The 12,230-nt window shown below is 72.6% G+C and carries 10 protein-coding genes; all 10 read right to left on the reverse strand.

What is annotated here, in order from left to right:
• Window positions 1-28 precede the first annotated feature (28 nt).
• Window positions 29-1,381, reverse strand: coding sequence for an FtsX-like permease family protein (locus tag OHA34_RS11660; protein ID WP_329521603.1), 1,353 nt, complete (start codon window positions 1,379-1,381; stop codon window positions 29-31).
• A gap of 2 nt (window positions 1,382-1,383) precedes the next feature.
• The gene (locus tag OHA34_RS11665) at window positions 1,384-2,208 is read right to left on the reverse strand and encodes an ABC transporter ATP-binding protein (protein WP_329521604.1); all 825 of its coding nucleotides are present in this window, start codon (window positions 2,206-2,208) and stop codon (window positions 1,384-1,386) included.
• A gap of 118 nt (window positions 2,209-2,326) precedes the next feature.
• Window positions 2,327-3,001: a response regulator gene (locus OHA34_RS11670; RefSeq protein WP_285941140.1), complete on the reverse strand. Its 675-nt coding sequence runs from the start codon at window positions 2,999-3,001 to the stop codon at window positions 2,327-2,329.
• Entirely contained in the window at window positions 2,998-5,799 is a 2,802-nt protein-coding gene (locus tag OHA34_RS11675; protein WP_329521605.1) for a sensor histidine kinase KdpD, read from the reverse strand. The genes OHA34_RS11670 and OHA34_RS11675 overlap by 4 nt, the downstream gene beginning before the upstream one ends.
• A gap of 25 nt (window positions 5,800-5,824) precedes the next feature.
• Window positions 5,825-6,742, reverse strand: coding sequence for a potassium-transporting ATPase subunit C (locus OHA34_RS11680; RefSeq protein WP_285941142.1), 918 nt, complete (start codon window positions 6,740-6,742; stop codon window positions 5,825-5,827).
• Window position 6,743: 1 nt separating this feature from the next.
• Window positions 6,744-8,915, reverse strand: a complete 2,172-nt coding sequence (gene kdpB / locus OHA34_RS11685; RefSeq protein ID WP_329521606.1) for a potassium-transporting ATPase subunit KdpB — start codon at window positions 8,913-8,915, stop codon at window positions 6,744-6,746.
• Window positions 8,915-10,576, reverse strand: coding sequence for a potassium-transporting ATPase subunit KdpA (gene kdpA, locus OHA34_RS11690; protein ID WP_285941144.1), 1,662 nt, complete (start codon window positions 10,574-10,576; stop codon window positions 8,915-8,917). The genes kdpB and kdpA overlap by 1 nt, the downstream gene beginning before the upstream one ends.
• Window positions 10,577-10,666, reverse strand: a complete 90-nt coding sequence (locus OHA34_RS11695; RefSeq protein WP_285941145.1) for a potassium-transporting ATPase subunit F — start codon at window positions 10,664-10,666, stop codon at window positions 10,577-10,579. It abuts the gene before it with no gap.
• A gap of 72 nt (window positions 10,667-10,738) precedes the next feature.
• Window positions 10,739-11,260 carry a hypothetical protein gene (locus OHA34_RS11700; protein WP_285941146.1) on the reverse strand — a complete coding sequence of 174 codons (522 nt, stop codon included), beginning with the start codon at window positions 11,258-11,260 and terminating at the stop codon, window positions 10,739-10,741.
• Between the two features lie 389 nt (window positions 11,261-11,649).
• Complete coding sequence (locus OHA34_RS11705) at window positions 11,650-12,036, reverse strand: ATP-binding protein (RefSeq protein ID WP_285941147.1); 387 nt, start codon at window positions 12,034-12,036, stop codon at window positions 11,650-11,652.
• Window positions 12,037-12,230: the final 194 nt, after the last annotated feature.

Here is a 12,230-nt window from a genome sequence, read left to right on the forward strand (position 1 = left end):
CTGAGTGAGTACTCACCCAGCCTACTCCTCAGACCCCGACCGCCGCCACCGCCGGAGTCCGGACGGTCCGGCGGGCCGTGCCGAGCGCGGTGACACCGGTGAGGACGACGGCCAGGGCCGCGACCGCGACGAGGATGCCCGGACCGCCGTCCGGCACGGCCGTGCCGGACCGGGCGATGCTGAACGGCAGCACCGTGAAGAGCGCGGCGACCGCGCCGCACACCACCCCGGTGGCGGCCAGCACCGCCGACTCCAGCGCCACCGTGCCGAGCACCTGACCGGGGGTCGCGCCCGCCAGCCGCTGCTGGCCGAACTCGCGGCGCCGGTGGGTGGTCGCCGTGACCAGCGTGTTCACCAGCATGATCGCGGTGAACACCACGATCATGCCGATGACCACGAAGTTGAGCGTCTCGATGTCCTTCTGCTCGGCCGTCTTGGCGAGGCCGGCGGCCGACATCGAGGCGTTCTCGATGTCCTGGAGATACAGCGTGCCGACCCCGGTGCCGGTGAACAGGATGATCGGCGTCAGCACCGAGGCCATCTGCCCGGTCCGGCGCCGCAGATTGGTCACCGCGAGCTCGCCGGCGACGCCGCCCAGCCGGCGCAGCGGGCCGGCCAGCACGCCGGTCGCCAGCCGGATGATCAGCGGGGCGAGCAGCGCCAGCCCGATCGCGGCGAAGATGTCGGCCTGCCCGGACGTGGCCATCGCGTCGGTGCCCGCGCCGCGCATCATCGTGGCGGTGACCACGCCGAGGTTCAGCGCGAGCGCGAGGAACAGCACCGCCCCGACGATCCGCTTCCGGCTCAGCCCGCCGGGCTCGACCGCCGCCGCCATCAGCGACTCGGTCACCCGGACCCGGGTGGCGCGGCGGGCGGTGATCAGCGCGGCGCCGGTGGCGGACGCGAAGGTGATGCCGAGGCCCATGGTCAGGGCGACCGGCCCGAAGGCGTAGCCGATCTCGTCCGGCACCTGCCCGGAGGCGTGCAGCATGCCGAGCAGCCCGCGCCCGGCGAGCAGCGCCGCCGGGACCGCCAGCAGCGCGGCGACCACCGCCAGCCCGCCGGTCTCACCGACGATCATGCGGCCGAGCTGGGCGGGGGTCGCGCCCACGCTCTTCAGCAGGGCCAGCTCCGCGCCCCGCTGCCGCACCGACAGGGTGAGCGTGGAGGTGACCGCGAAGACCACCAGCACCAGCCCCCAGCCGCCCACCACCAGCGCCATCGTGGTCAGCGTGCTCTTCGCCGTGCCGCTCGTGCCCTCGGCGGTGTCGAGCAGGGACGCGAACGCCATCAGGATCGTCGCGCCGAGGAACATCGCCAGGAAGCTCGCGGCGAACGCGCCCCTCCGCCTCCGCAGCGAGCTCAGGGACAGCCGGAGCATCGTCACACCCCCGCCGTCGCGCGCTGGCGCTCGACCTCGTCGGCCAGGTGGGTCATCCGCTCCGCGACCGCCTCGGCGGTCGGCGCGACGAGCTGCCCGACCAGCCGCCCGTCCGCCAGGAACAGCACCGCCCCGGCACAGGACGCCGCGACCGGGTCGTGGGTCACCATGACCACGGTCCGCCCGTACGCGTGCACGGCCTCCTGGAGCAGCGCGAGCACCTCGCGGGCGCTGCGGGTGTCCAGCGCGCCGGTCGGCTCGTCGCCGAAGAGCACCTTGGGCTCGGTGACCAGCGCCCGCGCGATCGCCACCCGCTGCTGCTGCCCGCCCGACAGCTCGGACGGCAGGTGGCGCAGGCGGTCGCCCAGCCCGACCCGCTCCAGCACCGCGCGCGCCTTGTCCTTGTCGGCCTTCCGCCCGGCGAGCTTCAGCGGCAGGGTGACGTTCTGCATGACGGTCAGCGTCGGCATCAGGTTGAACTGCTGGAACACGAACCCGATCCGCTGCCGCCGGAACCTGGTCAGCGCCGCCTCGTTCTCGCCGGCCAGCTCCGCGCCGTCCACGAACACCCGCCCGCCGGTCGGCCGGTCCAGCCCCGCGGCGCACTGCAACAGCGTGCTCTTGCCCGATCCGGACGGGCCCATGACCGCGGTGAACGACCCGGTGGGCAGCGAGAGGCTGACGCCGTCCAGGGCGTTCACCCGGTTGCCGCCCGCGCCGTAGACCTTGCTGACCGAGTCGAGCCGGAGCGCCTCGCCCGTCCCCCCGGCCGGGTTCCTGCCCGCGGGGTTCGTCCCCGCGTGGTCGCCTTCTCTGCGCCCGAACATGGCCACCTCCCATACGGCGTCCCCTTGCGGTGCGCCTCTGGGAATGAAGCTACGGACGGGGAACGCCCCGGACGATGGGTCCAGACCGCCTGACCGGGTAGGCAAAACCCCACCTCCGTCAGGGCTCGAAGCGGTACCCCATGCCCGGCTCGGTGATCAGGTGCCGGGGCCTGGACGGGTCGGGCTCCAGCTTGCGGCGCAGCGCCGCCAGGTAGACGCGCAGGTAGTGGGTCTCCTTGAGGTAGGACGGGCCCCAGACCTCGGCCAGGAGCTGGCGCTGCGCGATGAGCTTGCCCGGGTTGCGCACCAGCGGTTCCAGGACACCCCATTCGGTCGGGGTCAGATGCACCCGCTCCTCCCCCGCCGTGACGGTCTTGCGGGCCAGGTCGACCACCCACGGCCCGAGCCGGGCGGTCGGGGACGACTCCCCCGCGGGCGCGCGGCGGGTGATCGCGCGGATCCGGGCCAGCAGCTCGTCCACCCCGAACGGCTTGGTGACGTAGTCGTCGGCGCCCGCGTCCAGGGCGTCCACCTTGTCCCTGCTGCCCGCCCGGCCGGACAGCACGATGATCGGGACCTCGGTCCAGCCGCGCAGTCCCCGGATCACGTCCACGCCGTCCAGGTCGGGCAGCCCGAGGTCGAGCACGACCAGGTCGGGATGCCAGTCGGCGGCGCGGGTCAGCGCCTGGCCGCCGTTCGCCGCGACCCGGACGTCGTAGTCGCGGGCGCGCAGGTTGAGGCGGAGGGTGGCCAGGATCTGCGGCGAGTCGTCGACCACCAGCACGCGTGTCATCGTTCTCCTCGTTCGTGCTCGTGCACCGCCGGATCGGCGGGCGGACGCGGCGTCGGGGGCGGCGGGGGCGACAGGGGCGGCGGGAGCGTCGCGGCCAGGGCCAAGGCCGGCGGCGGGGTCGGGTGCGGCGGGGCGGGGGCGATGGCGGGCAGGTCGAGCACCATGGTCAGGCCGCCGCCGGGCGTCTCCTCCATCACGATCGCCCCGTCCATCGCCTCGGCGAGGCCGCGGGACAGCGCGAGCCCGAGGCCGACGCCGGTGTGGTTGTCGCGGTCGCCGAGCCGCTGGAACGGCTCGAAGACCCGGTCCCGGTCGGCGGCCGGGATCCCCGGGCCCCGGTCGATGACGCGCAGCTCCAGCCGGTCGGCGTGCGCGCTCGCGGTGACGAGCACCGGCCGTCCCGGCGGGCTGTGCCGGACGGCGTTGGCGATCACGTTGACCAGCACCCGCTCCAGCAGCGCCGGGTCGGCCAGGACCTCCGGCAGCCCCTCCGGGATGCGGATCTCCACATCGTCCCGGCCGAGGTCGCCGAGGTCGCCGAGCGCGCGCGGGACGGCGTCCTCGGCGGCGACCGGCCGCAGCGCGAGGCCGAGCGCGCCCGCCTGGAGCCGGCTCATGTCCAGCAGGTTGGCGACGAGCCGGTCGAGCCGGTCCAGCGACTCGGCGGCGGTGGCGACCAGCTCGTCCTGGTCCTCGAGGCTCCAGATCACGTCCGGGCTGCGCAGGCTCTCCACCGCGGCCTTGGCGGACGCGAGCGGGGTGCGCAGGTCGTGGCTGACCGCGTTCAGCAGGGCGGTCCGCATCCGGTCGGCGGCGGCGAGGGGCCGCACCCGCTCGGCGGCCTCGGCCAGCCGCTGGTGGCGGAGCGCGACGGCGGCCTGCGCGCCGAACGCCTCCAGCACCCGCCGGTCGGACGCGGGGAGCGTCCGGCCGCGGAGCACCAGCGCCAGCGACTCGTCCACCAGGACGGCCGAGTTGACGTCGCCGCCCGGCAGCGGCCCCTCGCCGTCCGGGCAGGTGCACGGCTCGCCGCCCGCGTTGGCGACGACGACCCAGCAGTCGGGGTCGCGGTTGGTCGCCGGGGTGTTCGGCTCGTCCGGGTCGCGTTCCAGCAGGGTGACCGAGGTGAGGCCGTAGGTCTCGCGGAGCCGCCCGAGGATGCCGGCCAGCGCCCCCGAGCCGCCCCGGACGCCGTGGACACCGCGGCGTCCGGCCGTCGACGGGCCGCCGGACTCCCCCGCGCCCGCGCCCGCGCCCGCCCCGGCCGGTTCGGCCGGCCCGCCCCGCAGGATGTCGCCGGCCAGCGTGGACAGCACCTCGCCGTCCGCGCGGGCCTGCGCCGCCTCGCGGCTCTTGCGGGCGGTGAGGTCGACGATCGTGCTGACCGTCACGCCCACCACCACGTAGATCAGGAGCTGGAGGAACGCCTCCGGGTCGTGCACGGTGAAGTGGTGGATCGGCGGGGTGAAGTAGTAGTTGAGCAGCAGCGAGCCGCCGATCGCCGCGAACAGCGCCGGGTACAGGCCGCCGACCAGCGCCACCCCGATGACCGCCGCCTGGAACAGCAGGATGTCGCTGGTCAGCGACAGCTCCGCGCGCTGGTGGTAGAGCACGGCGGTGAGCAGCGGCAGCCCGAGCAGGCTCAGCACGAACCCGGCGTTGCGCCGCGCGTCGGGCACGCCCCAGGCCGAGCGCAGGGCCTTCCACCGCCGCCCCTGGCCGGCCTCCTCGTGCGTGACCAGGTGCACGTCGATCGCCCCGGACTGCGCGCTGGTCGTGACGCCCACGCCGCGCGAGAAGAGCTGCGCGAGGCGTCCGCGGCGGGACGCGCCCAGCACGAGCTGGGTCGCGTTGACGCCGCGCGCGAAGTCGAGCAGCGCGTCCGGCACGTTCGACCCGACGACCTGGTGGTAGCTGCCGCCGAGGCTCTCGGCCAGCGCGCGCTGCCGGGCGAGGTTGGCCGGGCCCGCGTCGGTCAGCCCGTCGCTGCGCGCGACGTGCACGGCGAGCAGGTCGGCGCCCTTGCTGCGGTCGGCGATCCGCGCCGCGCGGCGGATCAGCGTGTCGCCCTCCGGTCCGCCGGTGAGCGCGACCACCACCCGCTCCCGCGCCTCCCAGGTGCCGCGGATGTCGTGCTCGGCCCGGTACCGGCCGAGCTGGTCGTCGACCTTGTCGGCCAGCCACAGCAGCGCCAGCTCGCGCAGCGCGGTCAGGTTGCCGACCCGGAAGTAGTTGCCGAGCGCGGCGTCGACCTTCTCCGGCGCGTACACGTTGCCGTGCGCCATCCGCCGCCGCAGCGCCTCCGGCGCCATGTCGACCAGCTCGATCTGCTCGGCGCCGCGCACCACCTCGTCCGGGACGGTCTCGCGCTGCGGGACGCCGGTGATCCGCTCGACGACGTCGTTGACCGAGTCCAGGTGCTGGACGTTCACCGTCGAGACGACGTCGATGCCGGCCTCGACGATCTCCTCGATGTCCTGCCAGCGCTTGGCGTTGCGCGAGCCGGGCACGTTGGTGTGCGCCAGCTCGTCCACCAGCACCACCTCGGGGCGCCGCGCGATCACCGCGTCCACGTCCAGCTCGGTGAACTCCGTCCCCCGGTAGGACACGGTCCTCCGGGGGACGGTCTCCAGCCCCTCCAGCACCTCCGCGGTCCGGGCCCGCCCGTGGGTCTCGACGTACCCGACGATCAGGTCGGTGCCGCGGTCGCGCCGCCGCCCGCCCTCGGCGAGCATCGCGTAGGTCTTGCCCACCCCGGGCGCCGCGCCCAGGTAGATCCGCAGCCGGCCGCGGCCCATCGCGCCTCCTCGGTGAAACGGTGGGTCAGCCGCGCGTCGGGAACGCGGCGTCCAGTGCCATGTTGAGTTCGAGGACGTTGACCCGCGGCTCGCCCGTGAAGCCGGCGCCCCGGCCGCTGCGGTGCTCCCCGACCAGCGTGCGGACCTGCGCGGGCGACACCCCGCGGGCCTGCGCGACCCGGTTGACCTGGATGCCCGCGTACGCGGGGCTGATGTGCGGGTCGAGGCCGCTGCCGCTGGCGGTGACCGCGTCGGTGGGCACGGCCGGGTGCGCCGGCGCGTCCCCCTTGATCGGCACGGTCAGTCCCTTGGCGTAGTCCTGGCCGAACCGGGCGAGCTGCACCGGCAGGCCGCGGTAGGTCGCGATGAAGGGGGCCTTCACCACGCCCTCCTGCTCGTTCAGGCTGACGACGCGGGTCGGGTGCGGGACGGTGCCGTTCGCCGAGCGGGTGCCGAACACCGCCAGCACCGCGCCGACGCCGCCCGGGGTGCAGAACGGGCGGGAGCCGTCGACCCCGTCCAGTTCCCCGGCGTCCTTGCTGCGCTCGCAGACCTGGGTGAGCAGGCTCTGCCTGGCGTTCTCGTCCTCCTTGCCCGCCTTGGCCAGCGCGGGGTCGGGCAGGGTGTCGACGATGTCCTCGGGGCCGAGGTTGCCCGCCCCCGACGCCATCGCGTCGTAGCCGTCGCCGGCGTTGGACGGGCGGCTCTGGAAGTACTGCTTGAGCGGTTTCCCGTCCTTGTCGGTGAACGACTGCCCGATCAGGTCGCTGCCGACGGTCCTGCCGCCGGCCTTGACGTAGGAGCCGTCGGCGTTGCCCTTCAGGCCGGGGATCTGGCCGACCGCGAAGACGGCCAGCGGGTAGACGAGGCCGAGCACGACGGTGAGGACGAGCACGGCGCGGACGGCGGCCAGGTGGCGGCGCGTCCAGGTGGGCAGGCGCATGTCAGGACATCCCCGGAAGGAACTGGACGATGAGGTCGATGATCTTGATGCCGATGAACGGGGCGACGATGCCGCCCAGCCCGTAGACGTACAGGTTGCGGCTGAGCAGCTTGGACGCGCTGCTCGGCCGGTACTTCACTCCGCGCAGGGCCAGCGGGATCAGCGCGATGATGACCAGCGCGTTGAAGACGACCGCGGACAGGATCGCCGACTGCGGGCTGTGCAGCCGCATGATGTTGAGCGCGTCCAGCCCCGGGAACATCACCACGAACATCGCCGGGATGATCGCGAAGTACTTGGCGATGTCGTTGGCGATGGAGAAGGTGGTCAGCGCGCCGCGGGTGATCAGGAGCTGCTTGCCGATCTCGACGATCTCGATCAGCTTGGTCGGGTCGGAGTCCAGGTCCACCATGTTCCCGGCCTCCTTGGCGGCCGAGGTCCCGGTGTTCATCGCCACCCCGACGTCGGCCTGCGCCAGCGCGGGGGCGTCGTTGGTGCCGTCGCCGGTCATCGCGACCAGCCGGCCGCCGTCCTGCTCCTTCCTGATCAGCGCGAGCTTGTCCTCGGGCCGGGCCTCGGCCAGGAAGTCGTCCACCCCGGCCTCGTCCGCGATCGCCTTGGCGGTCAGCGGGTTGTCCCCGGTGATCATCACGGTCCGGATGCCCATCCGGCGCATCTCGTCGAACCGCTCCCGCATCCCCGCCTTGACCACGTCCTTGAGGTGGATGACGCCGAGGACGCGGGTGCGGCCGTCCACGCGCTCGCCGACCACCAGCGGGGTGCCGCCGGACGCGGAGACGCCGTCGACGATCTCGCTCAGGTCGGCCGGGACGTTCCCGTCCTGCTCGCGGACCCACTCGGCGACCGCGCCCGCGGCGCCCTTGCGCAGCGTCCGCCCGGGGTCGTCGCCGGACGCCTCCAGGTCGACGCCCGACATCCGGGTCTGCGCGGTGAACGGGACCCAGGTGGCGTGGGTCAGCTCGCCCGCGGTGCGTTCGCGCAGGCCGTGCCGCTCCTTGGCGAACACCACGACCGAGCGGCCCTCGGGGGTCTCGTCGGCGAGGCTGGACAGCTGCGCGGCGTCCGCGAGCTCCGCCTCGGTCACGCCCTCCACCGGGAGGAACGCGGCGGCCTGCCGGTTGCCCAGCGTGATCGTGCCGGTCTTGTCGAGCAGCAGCGTGTTGACGTCGCCCGCCGCCTCGACCGCGCGCCCGCTCATCGCCAGCACGTTCCGCTGGACGAGCCGGTCCATGCCGGCGATGCCGATCGCCGACAGCAGCGCCCCGATCGTGGTCGGGATCAGGCAGACCAGCAGCGACACCAGGACGAGCCCGGTCACGCCGTGCGAGTCCAGCGACAGCGAGCCCGCTACGCCGGGGTTGTTGCCCATGGAGTAGATCGCCATCGGCTGGAGCGTGGTCACCGCCAGCAGGAAGATGATGGTGAGCGCGGCCAGCAGGATGTTGAGCGCGATCTCGTTCGGCGTCTTCTGCCGGCTCGCGCCCTCGACCAGGGCGATCATCCGGTCGATGAAGCTCTCCCCCGGCCTCTGCGTGATCTTCACGACGATCCGGTCCGACAGCACCTTGGTGCCGCCGGTCACCGCCGAGCGGTCGCCGCCCGATTCGCGGATCACCGGCGCGGACTCGCCGGTGATCGCCGACTCGTCCACGCTGGCGATGCCCTCGACGACGTCGCCGTCCCCGGGGATGATCTCGCCGGCCTCGACCACCACGTGGTCGCCCTGCCTGAGCTGCGGGGCGCCGACCTCCTCCTCGCGCACGCCGGTCCGGTCCGGCGCCCAGTCGACCAGGCGCCGCGCCATCGCGTCGGTCTTGGCCCGCCGCAGCGCGTCGGCCTGCGCCTTGCCGCGGCCCTCGGCGACCGCCTCGGCCAGGTTCGCGAACAGCACGGTCAGCCAGAGCCACACCACGATCAGCCAAGCGAACGTGCTCGGCTCGAGGACAGCGAGGACCGTGGTCCACACCGCGCCGACCTCGACGATGAGCATCACGGGATTGCGCCACAGCGTCCGCGGGTCCAGCTTGCGGGCCGCGTCCGGCAGTGACCGGAGGAGCTGTTTCGGGTCCAGCAGCCCGCCCCCCACCTTCCCGCCCTTGCGAGAGGGGGGTTCGGAGGCGGGGTTCGGCGCCTGGACTGTCTGCGTCGCCATTAGTGGATTCCTTCGGCCAACGGCCCGAGCGCGAGCGCCGGGAGGAAAGTGAGCGCGACCAGGACGACGGTGACCCCGACGACCATGCCGACGAACTGTGGCCGGTGCGTGGGGAGCGTGCCCTCGGACGCCGGGGTCCCGCCCTGCTTGGCCAGCGATCCGGCCAGCGCGAGCACGAAGATGATCGGGACGAACCGTCCGAACGCCATGCACAGGCCGAGCGCGGTGTCATACCAGACGGTGTTGACCGTCAGGCCCGCGAACGCCGACCCGTTGTTGTTGGACGCCGAGGTGAAGGCGTACAGGATCTCGCTGAGTCCGTGCGCGCCGCCGTTCAGCAGCCCGTCCCGGCCGCTGGTGGTGGCGATCGCCGCGGCGGTCCCGCACAGCACCAGGATCGGGGTGATCAGGAAGTAGCTCGCGGCGAACTTGATCTCGCGCGGACCGATCTTCTTGCCGAGGTACTCGGGGGTGCGGCCGACCATCAGCCCGGCCACGAACACGGTGATCACCGCGAGCACCAGCATGCCGTACAGGCCGGACCCGACGCCGCCCGGCGCGACCTCGCCGAGCTGCATGTTGAACATCGTCATCATGCCGCCGAGGCTGGTGTAGGAGTCGTGGAAGGAGTCCACGGCGCCGGTCGAGGTCAGCGTGGTGGCGCCGGCGAAGGTCGCCGAATTCGACACCCCGAACCGCGCCTCCACGCCCTCCATCGCGCCGCCCGCGGCGACCGGGACGGTGCCGTGGTGGATGAGCTGGAAGACGTTCACCAGCGTGATGCTGATGATCGCGATGGTCGCCATCACGCCGGCGATCGCGTAGCCCTGCCGGTTCTGCCCGACCATCCGGCCGAACGTGCGGCACAGGGCGAACGGGATGACCAGGATCAGGAAGATCTCCAGCCAGTTCGTCCAGGTCGCCGCGTTCTCGAACGGGTGCGCGGCGTTGGCGTTGTAGAAGCCGCCGCCGTTGGTGCCGAGCTCCTTGATCACTTCCTGGCTGGCCACCGGCCCGCCCGGGATCTGCTGCTGCCCGCCGACCAGGGTGGTGACGCTGTGCGGGTCGGCGAAGTTCTGGACCAGCCCGCCGGCGATGAGCAGGACGGCGCCGACGAACGCGATGGGCAGCAGGATCCGGATCGACCCCCGGGTGAGGTCCACCCAGAAGTTGCCGAGATGGTCGCTCCTGCGGCGCGCGAACCCGCGCACCAGCGCGATGGCCACCGCCATGCCGACCGCGGCCGACACGAAGTTCTGCACCGCCAGCCCCGACATCTGGACGAGGTAGCCCATCGTCGTCTCGCCGGAGTACGACTGCCAGTTGGTGTTGGTGACGAAGCTGACGGCGGTGTTCCACGCCTGGTCCGGCTTGACCGGCGCGAACCCGAGCGAGAGGAACAGCTTGTCCTGCACCCGCTGGAGCAGGTAGAGGAACAGGATGCTCACCACCGAGAACGCCAGCACGCTGCGGGCGTAGGTGGCCCACGTCTGCTCGGCGCCGCTCTTGACGCCGATCAGCCGGTACAGCCCGCGCTCCACGCGCGAGTCCTTCTCACCGCTGTAGACGCGGTACATGTAGTCGCCCAGCGGCCGGTACGCCACGGCCACGGCGAGCACGAGGGACCCCGCGAACAGGATCCCCGCGACGGTCGTACTCATCTAGAAGCGCTCCGGGAACAAGAGGGCGGCGATCAGGAACACGATCAGGAGTGCGGCCAGGACCAGGCCCGCGAGGTTCTCGGCCGTCACAGCTTCTCCACGCCCTTCACCAGCAGGCCGAACAGCGCGAAGACCGCCACTGTCAGCAGGACGAAGGCCACGTCATGCATGCTTGGATTCCTTTGTCGAGTCTCCGGGGACCGGAACGGTCCGGCGGTGTTCCTGCCCGGCGCCGTACTGGCGCGGCACCGGTTGATGTGGCGACGCGCCACCGGCCCAGGGGTCCGGGACGCGACCGGTGGGCTCCCGGTCAGGGGCATGCCCGGCCGGCCACAGATCCGGGTCGGAGTCGCCGGCCCACCGTCCGCGCCCGGCCAGCAGGCGGCCGGCGGCACCCGCCACCAGCCCGAGGCCGACCAGCAGTCCCACGCGGGCCAGGTCGCCGCCCCCCGCGAGGGTCAGCTCGCCGGTCTTGTTGACGTCGAACCCCGTGACGAACGCCCAGCCCGCGACCCCGACGGCGGCCCCGGCGGCGGGCGGCGCCAGCAGCGACCACCCGGCCACCGAGGCCGCCACGAGGGCGAACCCGACGGGCCACGCCGCGGTCTTGAGCACGATCGCGAGGATGAACACGCACAGCACGCCACCGGCGAGCGGCCATGCGGCCGATTCCAGGCGTCCCATCGCGACCCCCTCAGTGATCGTCTGCCCGGTACCTTCCGGGGTTCACCAGGAGTAAAGCCCCCGAATATGGGCCTTTTGGACTGCCTTGACGCCTTCTTAGCGCCCCCCACACCAGCCTTAACGAGGCCCTAACGGAAGATCGAGACGGCGGCCGAGCCGCCGGGCGGCGCACGCCATGTCTCCGCAGGGAGCGACGAAGGATCCGTCCCCGGTGAGGAACGCCCACCCGCCCGCGACCCGCCGCGCGACGACGAGGACGCCCTCCCCCGCCCCGGAGACCCAGAGGCCCGGCACCCGTGCCGAGAAGGACTCCGAAACGCGCAGCTCGTACGGCGAGAGCGCCAGCTCGATCTGAAGAACGGCGAGGTATCGAACGGCCCGCCGCCGCATCACGTCCCGTCGTCCGTCCGGACGGCCGCCCACACCACTTTCCCGCCCGTCCCGAGAAGCGTGTATCCCCAGCACGTGACGAGCGCTTCCATGAGCAGTAGCCCGCGGCCGGATTCGGCCACGAAATCAACGGCCTGAACCTCGGGCGCCTGGTCCGATGCGTCCCACACCTCGATGACCGGACCGTCCTCCGAATCGTAGGTCCGGGCGACGATCCCGAACCCGGCCACAGCCGCGTGCCGGTAGGCGTTCGTGGCCAACTCCGTGGCGACCGTGGCCCCGAGGTGGACCGTTTCCTCGGAACAGCCCATTCCCCGGAAAGCGACCGAAACAAGGTCCCGGACTTTCTTGATCGATTCGGCCTCGGACGCCACCCGGATGGACACGGGCTCGCCCTTCGGAACGGGCGGCTTTCGACTTTGTCGTGTGATCATGACGCGGCCTTTGGTGTGATGGATCCGATCACCGGATCACTGTCTGTCATCGGACGGACACCCATCAACACACACGGCGGCGTACGGTAACAGGCAAGCGACCGAGCACCGGCAAGTCACTGTCTTCCGCTACCGCGCCCCTACCC

Origin of the sequence: Spirillospora sp. NBC_01491, assembly GCF_036227065.1 — a bacterium.
Classification (GTDB): Bacteria; Actinomycetota; Actinomycetes; order Streptosporangiales; family Streptosporangiaceae; genus Spirillospora; species Spirillospora xylanilytica.